15 protein-coding genes, 1 rRNA gene and 1 pseudogene are annotated in these 16,844 nt (G+C 70.6%); 3 read left to right on the top strand and 14 right to left on the bottom strand.

All coding sequences use genetic code 11. The features are described from left to right. Positions 1-101: 101 nt before the first annotated feature. On the bottom strand, positions 102-1,004 hold the full coding sequence (xerD, locus tag ACZ54P_RS28780; RefSeq protein WP_465464839.1) for a site-specific tyrosine recombinase XerD: 903 nt from the start codon (positions 1,002-1,004) through the stop codon (positions 102-104). Positions 1,005-1,121: 117 nt separating this feature from the next. Between xerD and ACZ54P_RS28775 the strand changes: the two genes are divergently transcribed. Beyond that, the gene (locus ACZ54P_RS28775) at positions 1,122-1,607 is read left to right on the top strand and encodes a DUF1707 domain-containing protein (protein WP_465464703.1); all 486 of its coding nucleotides are present in this window, start codon (positions 1,122-1,124) and stop codon (positions 1,605-1,607) included. Between the two features lie 106 nt (positions 1,608-1,713). On the opposite strand, the gene ACZ54P_RS28770 is transcribed toward ACZ54P_RS28775, so the two are convergent. Together ACZ54P_RS28770 and ACZ54P_RS28765 are read right to left on the bottom strand one after the other, a co-directional pair. Further along, entirely contained in the window at positions 1,714-2,340 is a 627-nt protein-coding gene (locus ACZ54P_RS28770) for an NUDIX domain-containing protein (protein ID WP_465464702.1), read from the bottom strand. Next, on the bottom strand, positions 2,337-4,037 hold the full coding sequence (locus tag ACZ54P_RS28765; RefSeq protein WP_465464701.1) for a CTP synthase: 1,701 nt from the start codon (positions 4,035-4,037) through the stop codon (positions 2,337-2,339). The genes ACZ54P_RS28770 and ACZ54P_RS28765 overlap by 4 nt, the downstream gene beginning before the upstream one ends. 88 nt (positions 4,038-4,125) lie before the next feature. On the opposite strand from ACZ54P_RS28765, the gene aroA reads away from it, so the two are divergent. Next, positions 4,126-5,412, top strand: coding sequence for a 3-phosphoshikimate 1-carboxyvinyltransferase (gene aroA, locus ACZ54P_RS28760; RefSeq protein WP_465464700.1), 1,287 nt, complete (start codon positions 4,126-4,128; stop codon positions 5,410-5,412). On the opposite strand, the gene ACZ54P_RS28755 is transcribed toward aroA, so the two are convergent. After that, positions 5,409-6,344: an aminoglycoside phosphotransferase family protein gene (locus ACZ54P_RS28755; protein ID WP_465464699.1), complete on the bottom strand. Its 936-nt coding sequence runs from the start codon at positions 6,342-6,344 to the stop codon at positions 5,409-5,411. The genes aroA and ACZ54P_RS28755 overlap by 4 nt on opposite strands. A gap of 23 nt (positions 6,345-6,367) precedes the next feature. Next, positions 6,368-7,045: a GntR family transcriptional regulator gene (locus ACZ54P_RS28750; protein WP_465464698.1), complete on the bottom strand. Its 678-nt coding sequence runs from the start codon at positions 7,043-7,045 to the stop codon at positions 6,368-6,370. 84 nt (positions 7,046-7,129) lie between these two features. On the opposite strand from ACZ54P_RS28750, the pseudogene ACZ54P_RS28745 reads away from it, so the two are divergent. Beyond that, positions 7,130-7,351 (top strand): annotated as a pseudogene (locus ACZ54P_RS28745) (aspartate/glutamate racemase family protein); the annotation flags it as partial. Between the two features lie 110 nt (positions 7,352-7,461). On the opposite strand, the gene ACZ54P_RS28740 reads toward ACZ54P_RS28745, so the two are convergent. The 9 genes from ACZ54P_RS28740 to rrf all read right to left on the bottom strand — a co-directional run. Next, entirely contained in the window at positions 7,462-8,409 is a 948-nt protein-coding gene (locus tag ACZ54P_RS28740; RefSeq protein ID WP_465464697.1) for a copper transporter, read from the bottom strand. Continuing rightward, positions 8,406-9,590, bottom strand: a complete 1,185-nt coding sequence (gene steA, locus ACZ54P_RS28735) for a putative cytokinetic ring protein SteA (RefSeq protein WP_465464696.1) — start codon at positions 9,588-9,590, stop codon at positions 8,406-8,408. The genes ACZ54P_RS28740 and steA overlap by 4 nt, the downstream gene beginning before the upstream one ends. A 150-nt stretch (positions 9,591-9,740) precedes the next feature. Continuing rightward, a complete protein-coding gene (gene recN / locus ACZ54P_RS28730) occupies positions 9,741-11,537 on the bottom strand; it encodes a DNA repair protein RecN (protein ID WP_465464695.1) in 1,797 nt (598 codons plus the stop codon). A 105-nt stretch (positions 11,538-11,642) separates the two neighbouring features. Next, positions 11,643-12,554, bottom strand: a complete 912-nt coding sequence (locus ACZ54P_RS28725; protein WP_061985482.1) for an NAD kinase — start codon at positions 12,552-12,554, stop codon at positions 11,643-11,645. Continuing rightward, complete coding sequence (locus ACZ54P_RS28720) at positions 12,551-13,366, bottom strand: TlyA family RNA methyltransferase (protein WP_465464694.1); 816 nt, start codon at positions 13,364-13,366, stop codon at positions 12,551-12,553. Before ACZ54P_RS28720 ends, ACZ54P_RS28725 begins: the two co-directional genes overlap by 4 nt. Before the next feature lie 4 nt (positions 13,367-13,370). Beyond that, on the bottom strand, positions 13,371-13,607 hold the full coding sequence (locus ACZ54P_RS28715; protein ID WP_465464838.1) for a hypothetical protein: 237 nt from the start codon (positions 13,605-13,607) through the stop codon (positions 13,371-13,373). Positions 13,608-13,665: 58 nt separating this feature from the next. Next, on the bottom strand, positions 13,666-14,655 hold the full coding sequence (locus ACZ54P_RS28710; RefSeq protein ID WP_465464693.1) for an HAD-IIA family hydrolase: 990 nt from the start codon (positions 14,653-14,655) through the stop codon (positions 13,666-13,668). Then, the gene (locus ACZ54P_RS28705; protein WP_465464692.1) at positions 14,648-16,588 is read right to left on the bottom strand and encodes a tetratricopeptide repeat protein; all 1,941 of its coding nucleotides are present in this window, start codon (positions 16,586-16,588) and stop codon (positions 14,648-14,650) included. The genes ACZ54P_RS28710 and ACZ54P_RS28705 overlap by 8 nt, the downstream gene beginning before the upstream one ends. A gap of 165 nt (positions 16,589-16,753) precedes the next feature. After that, positions 16,754-16,844: ribosomal RNA gene (gene rrf, locus ACZ54P_RS28700) — 5S ribosomal RNA — on the bottom strand; the annotation flags it as partial.

The following is a 16,844-nucleotide window of genomic DNA, read 5'->3' as shown; positions in this document are numbered from 1 at the left end:
TGTCGACATGGCGCGAAAGCTCCTCTTCGGCTAGGTCTCCGGCAGCCTATGCGCGGATCGCGAATCGAGCCAAAGCGGCTCGCCGGGGCCGATCGGGTCGATTAACCGAGCGCGCGGGGATGTGCTGTCGCGTAAACCTCGCGGAGCGTGTTGACCGTGACCAGCGTGTACACCTGAGTGGTGGTCACCGAGGCGTGACCGAGCAGTTCCTGTACGACACGGACGTCGGCGCCGCCTTCGAGCAGGTGCGTGGCGAAGGAATGGCGCAACGTATGCGGGGAGACGCCCGCCGTGATGCCCGCGGCTTCCGCCGTGTCCTTGAGAACCTGCCACGCGCTTTGCCGGGAAAGCCGGGAACCGCGGGCGTTGAGGAACATCGCCGGGGTCCCCCTGCCGTGGGTGGCGAGCACCGGCCGCGCGCGGACGAGATAGGCGTGCACCGCTTCGAGCGCGGGGCGGCCGATCGGGACGATGCGCTGTTTGCCGCCCTTCCCGTCGAGCAGCACGGTCCGTTCGGTGTCGTCGATGTCGTCGACGTCGAGTCCGACGGCCTCGGAGATCCGCGCGCCGGTGGAGTAGAGCAGTTCCAGCAGCGCGCGGTCCCGCAGCGCGCGTTCGCCTTCCGGTGGCGGGGTTTCCAGGAGTTTCAGCACTTCGTGCACCGGCAGTGCCTTGGGCAGCCGCTTCGCCGCAGCGGGCGGGCGGACCTCGCGGGCCGGATCGCTTTCGGTGATGCCGTCGGCGTGCGCGAACTTGTGCAGCCCCCGCACCGCGACGAGGGCGCGAGCCGCCGACGACGCGGCAAGCGGCTGGTGCTCTTCGTCGCCTTCGCGCAGCGCCGCGCCGAACGAGGTGATGTGCGCCGGGGTGACGTCGGCGAAGCGTTCGACGCCGGCTTCGCTGAGGTAGGCGATGTACCGGCGCAGATCGCGTGAGTAGCTGTCGAGCGTATTCCTCGCGGTTCCGCGCTCGACCACCAGATGGTCGAGGTATGCGGCGACCACCTGGGCGACTCCGGCACCGCCAGCCCGTGACACACGGACACTCTAGGCCCCACCAAGAACTTCTTGGTGGCGCCGCGCTCGCCGCGCCGCGGGTGTGAAGCGGGCTACCTTGGGACCATGTCCCAGCAACCGGACCCGGACGAGATGCGCGTCGGCACCGCCGAGCGCGAGGAGGCGGCAAGGCTGCTCGCCGACCACTACAGCCAGGGGAGGATCACGCCCGACGAGTACGAGGGTCGTGTCCTCGCCGCGTACGAGGCCGTGACGCTCGGCGAACTCCGGCCGCTGTTCCAGGACCTGCCCGCCCCGCATCCAACGTACCTCGCGCCGCGGTTCGACCCGCCGCCGTTCTTGCCCGTGTACCAGCAGCCCGCCGCCGTCCTGCCGTACTCACCGAAGTCGAAGATCGCGGCCGGGGTGCTGCAGATCGTGCTGCCGTTCGGGATCGGGCGGTTCTACACCGGGCATGTCGGACTCGCTTTGGGGCAACTGGCGGTCGTGGTGTTCACCTGCGGCATCGGGGTGGTCTGGCCGATGGTCGACGGGATCGTGCTGCTGACGAACGGCGGCACCGACGCGCAGGGCCGCCGTCTGCGCGACTGAGCCCCGGCACGTCACCGGCCCTCTGACTCCCCTCCCGGATGCTATGAAAGGTCCTTTCCTTGCAAATTTTGCAAGGAAAGGACCTTTCATAGCGCGCGAAAGGGGGTCAGAGACCGCGCGAAGCGAACTTCGTCGGCCGGTCCTCCCAAGGCGCGTCCGCCGGACGGGACGAAGCCGCGCCCGAAAGCACCGCGTGCGCGGCCAGCACGCCGCCGACGGTCGCCCCGTTCACCAGCTCACCGGCCAGCGCCATCCGGACCGCCTCGGCGAGCGGGAACTTCCGCGTGACGAGGTCCGCCTCCTCCTCGCCGAGGATCTCCCTGTCCACTTCGGACAACCCTCGGGCGAGGTAGACCCGGACGACCTCGTCGGTGAACCCCGGCGACGCCGCGACGTCGACGAGGGTTTCCCAGCGCTCGGCGCTGAGCCCGACCTCCTCGACCAGCTCGCGTTTCGCCGCGCCGACGGGGTCCTCCCCCGCCTTGTCGATCAGTCCGGCGGGCAGTTCCCACAGCCGCCGCCCGATCGGGTGGCGATACTGGTGGATCAACGTCACCGCGCCGTCTTCGTCGAGCGCGACGACGGCGACCGCGCCGAGGTGCTCGACGACCTCGCGGCGGGCCGTACCGCCGCCGGGCATCACGACCTCGTCGACCCGCAGCCCCACCACCCGTCCGATGTGGACGTCCCTTGTGGACGCGACGGTGAACTCGTGCTTGCCGGGCTCGGTCACCTCGCCACCGCGGGGGCTTCGGCCAGCTCGACCGGCAGCCGCTCGGCGACCTTGCGGTCCACGACCGCCTTCACGAACGCGCTGAACAGCGGGTGCGGCCGGGTCGGGCGGCTCTTGAGCTCCGGGTGCGCCTGGGTGCCGACGAAGAACGGGTGCTTGTCGGCAGGCAGCTCCACGAACTCCACCAGGTGGTCGTCGGGCGAGGTGCCCGAGAACACCAGACCGGCCTCGGAAAGGCGCTTGCGGTAGGCGTTGTTGACCTCGTAGCGGTGACGGTGCCGCTCGGAGACCTCATTGCTGCCGTACGCCTTCGCGACCTGCGACCCCGGCTTGAGCTTGGCGACGTAGGCGCCGAGCCGCATCGTGCCGCCCATGTCGCGCTCGCCCGCGACGACGTCACGCTGGTCGGCCATCGTGGAGATGACCGGGTTCGCGCCGGTGTCGTCGAACTCGGCCGAGTTCGCGTCCTTGATCCCGGCCAGGTTCCTGGCCGCGTCGATCACCATGCACTGCAGGCCGAGGCACAGGCCCAGCAGCGGCAGCCCGTGGGTGCGGGCGTGGGCGATCGCGCCGACCTTGCCCTCGATACCGCGGATGCCGAATCCACCGGGGATCAGCACACCGTCCACATCGGACAACGCGGAGGCGGCACCGGCCGGGGTCTCGCAGGTGTCGGAGGCGACCCAGACGATCTGGACCTTGGCACGGTGGGCGAACCCGCCCGCGCGCAGCGCCTCGGTCACCGAGAGGTACGCGTCCGGCAGGTCGATGTACTTGCCGACGACCGCGACCCGCACCGTCTCCGACGGGTTGTGCACCCGGTCGAGCAGGTCGCCCCACACGGTCCAGTCGACGTCGCGGAACGGCAGCCCGAGGCGGCGCACCACGTAGGCGTCGAGCGCCTCACGGTGCAGCACCTTCGGGATGTCGTAGATCGACGGCGCGTCCGGGCAGGCGATGACGGCCTCGGTGTCGACGTCGCACATCAGGCCGATCTTGCGCTTGAGCTCCTCCGGCAGCTCACGATCGGCGCGGCAGACGAGCGCGTCGGGCTGGATACCGATGTTGCGCAGCGCGGCGACCGAGTGCTGGGTCGGCTTGGTCTTCAACTCACCCGAGGGGGCGAGGTAAGGCACCAGCGAGACATGGAGGAAGAAGCACTGGTCGCGGCCGACGTCGTGACGGACCTGACGGCAGGCCTCCAGGAACGGCAGCGACTCGATGTCGCCGACGGTGCCGCCGACCTCGGTGATCACCACGTCCGGGCTGTTCCCGTCCTCGTCGGCGCCGGCGGCGGCGGTGATCCTGGCCTTGATCTCGTCGGTGATGTGCGGGATGACCTGCACGGTGTCGCCGAGATACTCACCACGGCGTTCCTTGGCGATGACCTCGGAGTAGACCTGGCCGGTGGTGACGTTGGCCTTGCCGTCGAGGGACCGGTCGAGAAAACGCTCGTAATGCCCGATGTCCAGATCGGTTTCGGCGCCGTCGTCGGTGACGAACACCTCACCGTGCTGGAACGGGTTCATCGTGCCTGGATCGACGTTGAGGTATGGATCCAGCTTCTGCATCGTGACCCGGAGCCCACGTGCGGTAAGGAGCTGACCCAGGCTGGAAGCCGTGAGTCCCTTACCCAGAGAGGAGGCAACGCCTCCGGTGACAAAGACATACTTGGTAGCCCGCGACTGAAGTCCCACGGGCTTCCACCTTATCGCACGCCCGCCGGGGCGCTCAGTGGCCACGCCGCAAGCGTCCGATGGAGTGGAAAACCGCTACTCTCGCGACGTGACTGACGCGCACGACACCTGGACCGCACCGGTCGCGGAAGGCCCGCTCGACGCGGACATCCGCGTCCCCGGCTCGAAGTCGATCACCAACCGGGCCTACGTTCTCGCCGCGCTCGCCAGCGCGCCGACGCGGGTGCGGACCCCGCTCGACTCCCGGGACGCGCGACTCATGCTCGGCGCCATCTCCACCCTCGGCGCCCATTCTCAGGGCAGCATCGGCGGCTACCTCGTGCACCCGCTCGGCCACGGCCGGGTGCATCCCGACGAGACCGTCCGGGTGGAACTGGGCAACGCGGGCACGGTCGCCCGGTTCACCCCCGCCCTCGCCGCGCTGGGCACCGGCCCGGCGCTGTTCGACGGCGACGAGGCCATCCGCCGCCGTCCGATCGGGCCGCTGCTGAAGGCCCTGCGCGGCCTCGGCGCCCGGATCGAGGACGACCGCCGCGAGGCGCCGCCGTTCACCGTCCACGGCGAAGGGGGTCTGCGGGGCGGCAAAGTCGACCTGGATTCTTCGGCGTCGAGCCAGTTCCTGTCCGCGCTGCTGCTCGCCGGGCCGTCGTTCCAGCAAGGGGTCACCGTGCGCCTGGTGGGCGGCACGGTCCCGAGCGAACCGCATATCTCGATGACCGTGGAGATGCTGCGCCGGTTCGGGGCCACCGTGGACCGCGAGGGAACCGAGTTCCACGTCGCGCCGACCCGGCTTTCCTGCCCCGAGTACATCGTCGAGCCGGATCTTTCGACGGCCGCCCCGTTCGTCGCCGCGGCGGTCGTGACCGGCGGCACGGTGCGGATCGCGGGCTGGCCGCTTCAGACGACCCAGCCCGGCGACTGGCTCCGCAGCCTGCTGCCCGTGCTCGGCGCGACCGCCGAACTCGACGCGGCGGGACTGACGGTCACCGGCAGCGGCACGATCCCCGGCGTCGAACTGGATCTGCACGACGTCGGCGAGCTGACCCCGGTCATCGCGGCGCTGCTGTGCTTCGCCGAGGGCCCGTCGATCATCTCCGGCGTGGCGCATCTGCGTGGCCACGAGACCGACAGGCTGACCGCGCTGGCCACCGAGCTGTCGTCACTCGGCGCCGACGTCCGCGAGACCGAAGACGGGCTCCGGATCACCCCCGCCCCGCTGCACGGCGGGAAGTTCCACACCTACGACGACCACCGGCTGGTGATGGCGGCCGCCGTACTGGGACTGCGTGTCGAAGGGATCGAGGTCGAGAACCCGGAGACGGTCGGGAAGACCTACCCCGGGTTCGCCGAAGCCTGGACCGCGATGCTCGGCTAGCCCAGCCCGCCCGCGAACGGCGCCGCCCGCCACTGGTCGATCATCGGCGCGATACCTTCCGCGAGCACCGGCAGGTCCGGCGTCATCGGCAGGCAGGCCACCATCTGCAACAGGCTCACGGCTTCGAGCGCCCGGAGCACGCCGTCGTCCACCTCGCGCGAGCCTGCCGCCTTGGCGGCGGCGTTGTACGCCTCGACGCCCTCGGGATCGTTGAACATGAGGTCGCGCTCGATCGGGCCGCGGTTGACGAGTTCGAAGTCGGACCACAGGACGCCGCCGGGAGTGGGGATCAGGTTGTACGCCGGCGCGTCGCCGTGGATGGTCTGGACGTCGACCCCGGGAAAGGCCGCGGTGAAGGCGTCTTCCGACTCGAACAGCGGCCGGAACACGCCCCATTCCCGGCGCGCGCGGTCGAGGTCGGCGGGATCGAGGAGATCGGGCCGGTCTTCGAGCCACGTCAGGGCACCGGGGATGAAAGGGTCCAGGCCGCCCATGAAGGCCAGGTGGCCGGGATAGCCGCGGAGCGCGGCGTGCAGCTCCGCGACGATCTCGCCTGAGCGCGCCGGGCCGATCTCGATGTCCTTGCGGTGCTCGACGAACTGCCAGAACGTCATCGAGAACCCATCACGCTGAACGGGTTCCGCGGGTACGAGCGGACTGGGCGGGACGACCGGAAGTCCTTGTCCGGCGAGCCACCCGGTGACGGCCAGCTCACCCCGCTGACCGGTCAGCTGGGATTCGAGAGTGGCGGACGGCGGCAGGACGGCGGGCACCCGCACGATCACCGGCAACGGTGACAAGCGCACGATGACCGAGAAGACGTCGTACAGGATTTCCGGCTCGTCGAAGGTCAGTCCGAGATCGCGGCCCGCGGAGACGGCGGCGGCCACCGCCCGCGTCGTACGGGCGGCCCGTTGTTCGTCGGTGATCATCCACCGAGTCTGACATGTCCGGTTCAGCCCGCGGAGCGTTCGCCACCGTCCTCGGGGAACAGCGCCCGCAGCGTGACTTCACGGTTCACCCGCACATGCTCGACGGCGTGGGCCCGCGCGCGGTCCGCGTCGCCCGAAGCGATCGCGTCGTAGAGACGGCGGTGCTCGTCGAGCAGTTCGCCCCAGTGCTCGTTCTGGCTGGTGAGCCAGCGCAGTCTGCCTTCGAGCGGCCGCAGGATCTCGTGCAGGAGGCCGTTGCCCGCCAGCGCGACGATCTCGTCGTGGAACCGGGTGTTGAGCAGGGTGATCCGGGCCGGGTCCCCGCTTTCGGTGGCGCGCGCGGCGTCGGTGAGCAGACGTTCGAGCGCCCGGAGTCCGGCTTTGCCCGCCCGCTCGGTGGCCAGGCCTGCGGCGAGGCCTTCGAGCGCCTCCCGGACGTCGAACAGCTCCTCGACGTCCGCCCTGTCCAGCTGACGCACGACGATGCGCCGGGGTGATTGGACGACGAGGAAGCCTTCGGCCTCCAGGCTGCGGATGGCCTCACGCACCGGGACTCGCGAGACGCCGAGGTCTTCGGCGAGTTCCCGCTCGACGAGCCTGTCCCCCGGCTTCAACCGTCCGGTGAGGATCCGTTCGCGCAGCTCGTCCCGGACCCGTTGCCGGGTCGCGGCCAGCGGCTGCCGCGGTCCTTCCTCGGCCACTCCGTCCCCCTCGCTCAACGCAGCCGTAACAGCTCGTAAGCCGAGTTTATCGGCAGAAACCTGGCTGGCTGGACAGCTTCTCGAGCGCGGCGGCTGCTCGACGTCCCGGTCGTCGACATCACCGAAGCGGCCGCGCATCTGGCCTGTCTGCTGGGAAGACGGTACGGCGTGGTGACCACAGTGGACCGGACGTGCGGGCTCATCGAAGACAGCCCGCACGCCTCGGGAGTCGCGCAGAACTGCGTCGGCGTCCCGGGCGCCGGACTCGGCGTACTCGAATTGACCGACGAACGCCGGGCGCGCGCCCCCTGCCCAAAACCCGCCGCTGGCCCGGCGTTTAGTCCTCTGAATGCGGTCCTTGCGCGTGCAACTACCGCATCCAGAGGACTGAACGCGCGGGGTCGGAAGCCCAGTGGCTAGTTGCCCGCGGCGGCGATGCCCGGAGCCGGGGCCTGGGCGTTGCCGGCGATGCCGTAGCGCCCGGCGCCGCCTTCGAGCTGCTCGCGCAGCGCCATGATCGTGGTGACGCGGCCCGCCGAGGTCTCCGCGTTGTCCACTGTGGACAGGATGGAGGTCGCCGAGGTGTCGGCGCGGACGACCCCGATCGCGCCGGTGCCGTCGGCGGATCCGGCGTCGCCCGCGAGTACCGTGCCCGCGCCGGACCGGTCGAGCTGCGCGGCGAAACGCGCGACGGTCGAGGCGCGGTCGCCCGCGCCGTCACCGGTGTACTTGGAGCCGGTGAGCACGATCGCGAGCTGCGCGGGCTTCACGTCCTGGCCCGCCTTGAGAAAACCGCCGTCGGTGAGCCCGCCGAGCGCGGCCGCCAGTTCCACCGGCGTGGACTGCGGCTGCGCGTTGTCCTTGTTCAGCAACGCCACCGACCCGAGCAGCGCGCCCGCGAGAGTGCCGGGGTCGCCCGCGGTCGGGAATTGGACTCCGGCGGGCTGCAAGCGCGTCACGACGTCACGCAGCTGATCGGAGCGCATCGGGTCGGAGAAGGCTTCGGTCAGCTGGATCTCGCCGGTGACCGAGGCACCGGCTTGTCCGACGAGCTGCTTGAGCGCGTCGCGGTCCGCGGGCTTCGCGTCCTCGGTGGTCACCAGCACCACCGAACGCTTGTCCAGTTGTCCGGCGACGACCTTCGGCCCCATCGCCCCGGCGAACGCGTCCGCGTCGCTGAGCCGGGCGTTGAGGGAATTGCGCTGCGCCTCCAGATCCGCGACCTGGGAACCCAGGTCCTCCTTCTGCCCGGCCAGCCCGGACAGCAGCGAACCGTTCAGCGCCGTGGACCCGAGCACCACCCCGATGGCGAGCGCCAGGAAGCAGGCGGCGATGGAAACGATGTGGTACCGCAGAGAAATCACGTGAAAAGTCCCTTGCCCCAGGCGATGAACGAGTTCCAGGTGTCGCGGATCCAGTCGAGGTAGACCGAACCCACGTCGGAGACCAGCAGCGCGGCCGCGACGGCCACCAAGGCCGCCAGCACCAGGAGGACGATGGCGCCGATCGACACGCGGCTGCGGTGCAGGGTCGCGACCGCCTTGCCGTCGACCAGTTTCGTGCCGAGTTTCAGCCGGGTGAGGAACGTCGACGGGTTCGACCCGGACCGGCCGTGGTCGAGGAATTCCCGCAGTGTCGCCTGGAAACCGACGGTGACGACCAGACTCGCCTCATGCGCGTCGGCCAGCAGCAGGGCCAGGTCCTCGGCGTTGCCCGTGGCGGGGAAGGTGACCGCGCCGATCCCGAGGTCCTGGATGCGCTCGACCCCCGGCGCGTGCCCGTCCGGCTGTGCCGGGACCACGACCTCGCCACCGCTGCGCAGCGTTTCCGCGCCGATCCCGTGCGGGTCACCGACGATGACGTCCGGCTGGTACCCCTGCGCCCGCAGGGTGTCGGCACCGGCGTCGACCCCGATCAGCACCGGCCGGTGCTCGGAAATGTACTTCTTCAGTTTCTTCAGGTCCTCGGCGTGCCCGTTGCCGCCCGCGACCACCAGGGCATGCCGGTCCCGCAAAGGAACCCGGATCTCCGGCACCCCGACGCCGTCAAGAATGAGGCTGCGTTCCCGGCGGAGGAATTCGATCGTGTTCGCGGAGAACGCCTCCAGCTGGGTGGACATCCCGGCCTTGGCCTCGATCATCTGGTCCGCGACGCTTTCGCGTGTCTGCTGGACCCCGGACCCGATCTGCCGCTCGCCGACGTAGACGACGCCCTCGTGCAGGCGGAGTTTCGTGCCGTCCTTCACCTTGCGCAGCAACTCGCCGCCGACCGAATCGACCAGCAGGATGCCCGCCTCGAGCAAAACCTCCGGACCCAGGTTGGGGAACCGGCCGGAGATCGACGGCGAGGCGTTCACCACCGCCGCGACTTCGGCCTCCACCAAGGCGTCGGCCGTCGAACGGTCGAGATCGAGCTGGTCGAGGACGACGATGTCACCAGGGCTCAGCCGGCGGAGGAGCTCGCGCGTACGCCTGTCGACCCTGGCGACGCCGGTGATCCCGGGGAGGGTCTCTTGGTTACGCGTGAGCAAGCCGGTGAGCTTCATGCGACCGATAGTGACAAATCGGTGCGGCCTTATGCGTCCGCCACGCCGAAGCGAACACGCCGATTAACCCACACCGGGGTGGCGTCACTCCGCGAGCGTCTCGTGAGTGGTAATGACGGTTCTAACCGTCATTACCACTCACGAGGCCCGTTACTTCGCCTTCTTGCGCTTTCCGCCGCGGCGGGCTTTGGGCTTGTCCGGCGCGCTTTTGTCGGCCTCGGCGACGGCGAGCAATTCCTCGGCGTGCGCCCGGCCGGTCTCGGTGCTTTCCATTCCGGCGAGCATCCGCGCGAGTTCGACGACCCGCTCGGATTGTTCGAGTACGCGCACGCCACTGCGGGTCACCCCGCCGCTGGTGCCCTTGTCCACCACCAGATGCTGATCGGCGAACGCGGCGACCTGCGGCAGGTGCGTGACCACCAGAACCTGATGGCTGCGCGCCAGCCGCGCCAGCCGCCTGCCGATCTCGACCGCCGCGCGGCCGCCGACCCCGGCGTCGACCTCGTCGAACACCAGGGTCTGCACGGTGTCCGCGTGCGCGAGGACGACCTCGATCGCCAGCATCACGCGGGAAAGCTCACCGCCGGAAGCGGCCTTGTGCACCGGGAGCGGCGGTGCGCCGTTGTGCGCGCGCAGCAACAGCTCGACGTCGTCGACGCCGTCGGGGCCGGCGTGCACGAGCCTGCCTTCGACCTTCACCGCGTACGGGTCGCTGTCCTCCACGGTGCGCCGCTCGACGGTGATCTCGATTTCCGCCTGCCCCATGGCGAGCCCGGACATCTCGGCGGTGATCGCCTCGGCCAGTTCGGCGGCGGCCTCGACCCGCGCCTCCGACAGCCGGAGAGCGTGTTCCGCCAGCGTGACGGCGAGTTCGTCGCGGCGCTTGGCCAGTTCGGCCAGCGCCTCCTCGGAAGTGTCCATCGTGGACATCCGGCGGCGGGCGTCGTCGGCCCAGGCGAGCACACCGTCCACATCGGCGGCGTACTTGCGCGTGAGCCGCTTCAGATCGGCCTGGCGCGCGAGCACCTTCTCCAGCAGCGCGGGGTCGGCGTCGAGCGTTTCGAGGTAGCTCCCCAGCTCGGTGCCCACTTCGGACAGCAGCACCGAAGCCTCGTCGAGGCGGGGGCCCAGATCGCGGAGCACGGCGTCCTCGGAGCCCGTCAGCTGGCGGGTCGCCTCGCCGATCAGCCCCAGCGCGCCGGGCGCGTCCGGATCCCCGTCGGACGAACCGGCGACGGCGGCGTGCGCCGCACTGGCCGCGGCCCGCAGTTCGTCGACCGCGGCGAGGCGCTTGATCTGCTCGGTGAGTTCGGTGTCCTCGCCGGGTTCCGGCGCGACGGCGTCGATCTCGGCGAGACCATGCCGCAGCAGGTCCGCCTGCTGGGCCATCTCGCGGGAACGGGTGGATCGCTCGGTCAGTTCGGCGACGACGGCGAGCCACTCGTCCCGTACCGCGCGATACTGCTCCAGCGGTTCAGTGACGGCTTCACCGGCGAACCGGTCGATGACGGCGCGCTGTTCGGCGGGCCGCAGCAGCCGCAGCTGATCGTTCTGCCCGTGCACCGCGATCAGCTGCTCGGACAGATCGGCCAGCACCCCGACCGGCACCGAACGGCCACCGAGGTGGGCACGGGAGCGGCCGTCGACCGAGACCGCGCGCAGCGCGATGACGCTGCCGTCCTCGTCGACCTCCGCCCCGGCGTCGGTGACTATCCGGGTGGCGCCCTCGGCGCCACCCAGTTCGAATCGGCCTTCCACGAAGGCCTTCAGCATTCCCGTTCGCACCTTGGACACTTCGGCTCGGCCGCCGGAGAGCAGGTGCAACCCGCTGACGACCATGGTCTTGCCCGCACCCGTCTCACCGGTGACGACGGTGAAGCCCGCGTGCAGTTCCAGCAGGGCGTCCTCGATGACTCCGAGGCCCTGGATGCGCATCTCGGCCAGCACGACGCCCACCGTAGCGGCCTACCCCGACCATTCCCGCACCCGGCACGAGATGAACGGGACTTTCCTGGCGAATTTCGCGATGAAAGTCCCGTTCATGACATCTCCTCAGCGGGCGTGCCGCTCCCGCCAGCCCTTGATCGGCAACGAGAACTTGTGCACCAGCCGGTCGGTGAAGGGGCCTTCCCACAACCGGATCAGCCGCACCGGCACCCGGCCGCAGGTGACTCGCACCGCGGAGCCGGCGGGAAGGTCGAAGGTCCGCGATCCGTCGCAGGTCAGTACGGCGGGCGAGCCGTCCGGATCGATGGCGACGGTGATCTCCGAGTCGCGGGACACGACCAGCGGACGCGAGAACATCGCGTGCGCGTTGCTCGGCACCACCAGCAGCGCCTGGACGTCCGGCCAGATGATCGGCCCGCCCGCGGAGAACGCGTACGCCGTCGAGCCGGTCGGAGTGGCGCACAGGACACCGTCGCAGCCGAAGGAGGACACGGGCCTGCCGTCGACCTCGATGAGGGCGTCCAGCACGCGCTCCCGTGAGCTCTTCTCGACGCTGGCCTCGTTGAGCGCCCACGTGTGGACGGTCTCCTCGCCGTCGATGCTGACCGTGACGTCGACGGTCATCCGCTCTTCGACCTGGTAATCGCCGTCGACCGCGCGCTGCACGGTGTCGGCCAGCTTGTCCGAATCGGCCTCGGCGAGGAACCCGACCCGGCCGAGGTTCACCCCGAGCACCGGAACCCCGTTCGGCCTGGCCAGTTCCGCGGCCCGCAGCAACGTGCCGTCGCCGCCGAGCACGAACACCAGCTCGGTCCCGGCCGCCGGGTCCTGCTCCGGCGCCATGACCGTGCAGGGCGCGCCGATCCCGCCGTCCGCCTCGAGCATCTCCCGGACGTCTTCGTCGAGGACCCGCAGCCGCACACCGGCCTTGGCGAAACGGGCCGATACCTCGCGTGCCGCGTCCCGGGTCGCGTCCCGGTCCGGGTGCACGACGAGCAGCACCTCGCGATCGCTCATTGGGGTCCCTCCAGGACTGCGGTACGGACGAGCCGTTCGGCGTCGGTGCCGGCGGTCTCCCCCGCCCCGCGGGTAAGCCAGACGAAGTATTCGACGTTCCCGGACGGGCCCGGAAGCGGGCTCGCCACGACGCCGCGCAGGCGCAGGTCCAGCTTCTCGGCCTCGGCGAGCACGCCGAGCACCGATTCGGCCCGCAACTCCGGGTCACGCACGACGCCCCCGCTGCCGAGCCGGTCCTTGCCGACCTCGAACTGCGGTTTCACCATCGGCACCAGATCGGCGCCGTCCCGCGCGCAGGCGGCCAGCGCGGGCAGCACGAGTTTGAGCGAGATGAACGAGAGATCACCGACCACGAGGTCGACCTGCCCGCCGAGGTCTTCCGGGGTCAGGTTGCGGACGTTCGTCTTGTCGAGGACGACCACCCGGTCGTCGGTGCGCAGGCGCCAGTCCAGCAGGCCGCGGCCGACGTCGGCCGCGAGCACCGTGGCGGCGCCGTTGCGCAGCAGGACGTCGGTGAACCCCCCGGTCGAGGCACCGGCGTCGAGGCAGCGCTTTCCGTCGACGGAAAGGCCGTGTGGGGTGAAGGCGGCGAGCGCGCCCAGCAGTTTGTGCGCACCGCGCGAGGCCCAGCCCGGGTCGTCGCTGTCGCGCACCACGATCGGCGCGCCGGACTCGACCCCGGTCGCGGGTTTGGTGGCCACCATCCCGCGCACGCTGACCTTGCCCTCGGCGATCAGCGCGGACGCCTGCTCGCGGGAGCGGGCCAGACCCCGCCGGACGAGCTCGGCGTCCAGGCGGGCGCGTTTCGGCACGCGGTCAGACCTTGTCGATGGTGGACAGCGCCACCGTCAGCTCGGTGTGCACGGCTTCGAAGCGGTCGACGTGCTCCGAGAGCGGAAGCGAGGCGAGGTCGTCGAGGCCGGCCACGGCTTCGACGACCCCGGCACGGGGATCCGTGTCCTGCTGCGCGTACAGCGCCGATGGTCCCTCGGCGGGAAAGCGTGCCTCGGGACGGTCGGTCTGGTCGCTCGGGACCGGCGGCGGTCCGGGCACCGGGGGCCGCGGAACGGGGTGGAAGTGGTCTTGCACCCCACCAAGTTAGCAGCGCTGGTCAGGCGAGGCGCAGCTCGCCGAGCGCGGCGCGGGCGGTGTCGCCGACGCCACGGACCTCGGTGATCCCCGACTCCCAGGCCACCGCGCACAACGCGCGCAACAGGTCCAAGGAGTCGCCTTCACCCTCGGCTTCGAGCACGTCACCCGGTGCGGTGACCCGCCAGCCGTCCTTCGGGCCGACCTCGAGCAGATCCGCGCGGGCGCCGAGTCCGGACAGATCCCACGCGAGGTACCGCGGTCGTTCCTCGGGCCTCGCCTTGAGCAGGGACGCCGCGTCGGCGACCCCGGTCAGCACGCAGAGCGCGTCGATCCCGGCCGCGACCGCGCCCTCGATGTCGGTGTCCAAACGGTCGCCGACGACGAGGGCTCGCTCCGCGCCGGCGTCACGTGCCGCCGTGGTGAACAGCGACGGCGCCGGTTTACCCGCCACGAGCGGCTCGACCTCGGTGGCGGTGCGCAACGCGGCCACCATCGACCCGTTGCCCGGCAGCAGACCGCGTTCGGACGGCAGGGTCGCGTCGACGTTGGTCGCCACCCACAGCGCGCCCGCGCGGATGGCGAGACACGCCTCCGCGAGGGCGGCCCAGGTGTTCTGCGGGGAATGCCCCTGCACCACGGCGGCCACGTCCGGCCCGGCTTCCCGGACCGTACGCAGCCCCACCGACTCGATCTGGGCGGCGAGCGAGTCCGTCCCCACGACGAGCACGACGGCACCCTCGGGCAGCCGCTCACCCAGCAGGGCGGCGGCGGCTTGAGAGCTCGTGTGGACCTCGTCGGGGGCGGCGGGCAGTCCGAGTGCCTCCAGGTGCGCGGAGACCTCCTCGGGTGCCTTGGAGGCGTTGTTCGTCACCCAGCGGACGGCCGTGCCGGCGTCCCGAAGCGCCTGGAGTGCTTCCGGGGCGCCCGGGACGACCGTGCTGCCGTGATAGACCGTGCCGTCGAGGTCGAACAGGACCGCGTCGTACCCGGCCGACAGGGCGTCAGCCATTCGTGAGCTCCGCGGCGCGCTCGGCGGCGTCGGTCTCGTCCTCCTCGTCGGCTTCTGCCGCGTTGAGGAACCAGCGGATCGCTTCTTCCTTGCGGTCGGCGGCCGCGAGGTTGTCGGCGTAGGCGTAGAACAGCCGGGCGCTCCACGGGTCGCGCTTCTCCGCCTTGAGGTCGTCGCCCTGCAGGGAGACGACGGCGGCTTCCAGCTGACCGAGGTCACGGCGCGCACCGGCGGCGACGATCGCGAGTTCGATCTGGGTCGCCTTGGACAGGCGCTCCTTGTCGACCTCCTTCGCGAGGTCCAGCGCCCGCTCCGGGCGGCCGATGGCACGCTCGGCGTCGGCGATGATCGCGATGTGGTCGTCGGCGCGGGTCATCCGGCGCACGGCTCGAAGCTCCGAAAGCGCTTCGGACCAGTTGCCGGCGTGGTAAGCCACCAGACCGAGCGCCTCACGGACGATCGGGACACGCGACGCCTTGGCCTTCGCGTACTTGGCGTGCTCCATCGCGGCCTCAGGGTCTTCGTCGACGAGTCCGCCTGCCGCGACGAGGTGCTTGCCGACGGTTTCCGCGAGTGCCTTGGGCAGGGTGCGGAGTTCGCGACGGACCTCTTCGTCGAGGTCGGAGAACTCGATGCCCTCGGGCAGTTCCGGAGCCGACAGCAGTTCGCGCGCCAAGGTTTCGTCGTCGACCGGCTTGTCCTCGGTGCGCGGCATGGACCGGAAGTCCTTGCGGCCCTCGGAACGCTCGCGCTGGGGACGGTCGTCGCGCTTGCGCTCGAACCGGCCTTCGCCGCCGCGGGAATCGCCACGCTTGTCGTCGTACCGCTTCTCCGGCCGGTCGGACGGCTTGCGGTCCGGACGGTCGGAACGGACTGGGCGGTCGGAACGCTCGGGACGATCGCCGGAGGGGCGGTAGCCGCCACGGCGGTCGTCATCGCGGCCGCGGTCACGGTCGCCGAAGCTCTTGCGCTCGTAGCCACCGCCAGTGGGGCGGCGGTCGCCCGAGGAGGGACCACGCCGGTCGTCACGGCGATCGTCACCACGGTCGCCGCCGTAGCCGCCGGAACGCGCACCACCGCGGTCGTCGCGGTACGAGGGGCGCCGGTCGTCGCTGCCGCCACGCTTGTCGCGGTCGCCGTAGGACTTGCCCTGCGGACGGCCTTCGTAGCGGTTGCCGGACGGGCGGTCGTCGGAACGGCCGCGGTTGTCCGAGCTGTAGCCGGAGCGAGCCGGACGGCTGTCGGGGCGCTTCTCGTACCGGCCCTCGGACCGGTTGTCGGAGCGGTTGTCGTAGCGACGCTCGGGACGGCCCTCGGAGGAGCGATAACCCCCACGGTCGCCACCGCGGTTCTCACGGTTGTCCGACCGGTAGCCACCGCGATCGCCACCACGGGAGTCCCCGCCACGACTGTCCGACCGGTAGCCGCCGCGGTCACCGCCGCGACTGTCACCACCACGATTGTCGGAGCGGTACCCGCCGCGGTCGCCGCCACGGGTGTCGCGGCTGTCACGCCGGTCGTCGGACCGGTAGCCACCACGACGGTCGTTGTCGCGGCCACCGGACCGGTCGTCGCGGCGATCGCCTGCTCCGGTACCGCCACGGCGGTCGTCGTTGTTGTTGTAGCGCGGACGGTTCTCGTCGCGGCCCTGACCGGCGAACCGGCTGCCACCGGGGCGCTGGTCACGGGGACCATCACCACTGCGCGCGGGCTTGCCGGGATAGCTGCTGCCGGAACCGCGGGCACCGCGATCATCACGGCGCGGGCGGCCCTGGTAGCCACCGTCACGACCGCCTCGGTCCTGCCCGCCGCCGGCGGAACCGCGCCGATCACCTCGTTGCGCGTCAGACCGGCCTCCGCGGGGACTCTCGTCCCGGCGACCCGACCGGCCGGACGCGCCATCATCTGAGTCACGTCGACCGAACTCGGACACCTGGCCTCCTGCCACTATTGAAAAAGTTTTCGATACCGGCGACACCCACCGGGCGCGCCAACGGACCACTGTAGTCCGTCCATGGACATGAAAAGAGACAGGGCCCTGACCGGGGAGAACCTGTCAGAGGTTCTCGACCCTGGTCAGGACCCTGTCCTGAAGTTAGTCCGGCGGTGTCCTACTCTCCCACAACCCTTCGGTTGCAGTACCATCGGCGCTGTCAGGCTTAGCTTCCGGGTTCGGAATGGGACCGGGC

The organism is Amycolatopsis sp. NPDC034160, from assembly GCF_055575355.1.
The sequence above is the reverse complement of the archived record's forward strand: the minus strand, read 5'-3'. Positions and strand labels throughout refer to the sequence as shown.

Bases quoted from the DNA above. Each gene is read 5' to 3' on its own strand.
- ACZ54P_RS28775 (WP_465464703.1), top strand. From the start codon at position 1,122: ATGTCCCAGCAACCGGACCCGGACGAGATGCGCGTCGGCACCGCCGAG.
- ACZ54P_RS28755 (WP_465464699.1), bottom strand. From the start codon at position 6,344: ATGATCACCGACGAACAACGGGCCGCCCGTACGACGCGGGCGGTGGCC.
- steA (WP_465464696.1), bottom strand. From the start codon at position 9,590: ATGAAGCTCACCGGCTTGCTCACGCGTAACCAAGAGACCCTCCCCGGG.
- ACZ54P_RS28725 (WP_061985482.1), bottom strand. From the start codon at position 12,554: ATGAGCGATCGCGAGGTGCTGCTCGTCGTGCACCCGGACCGGGACGCG.
- ACZ54P_RS28710 (WP_465464693.1), bottom strand. From the start codon at position 14,655: ATGGCTGACGCCCTGTCGGCCGGGTACGACGCGGTCCTGTTCGACCTC.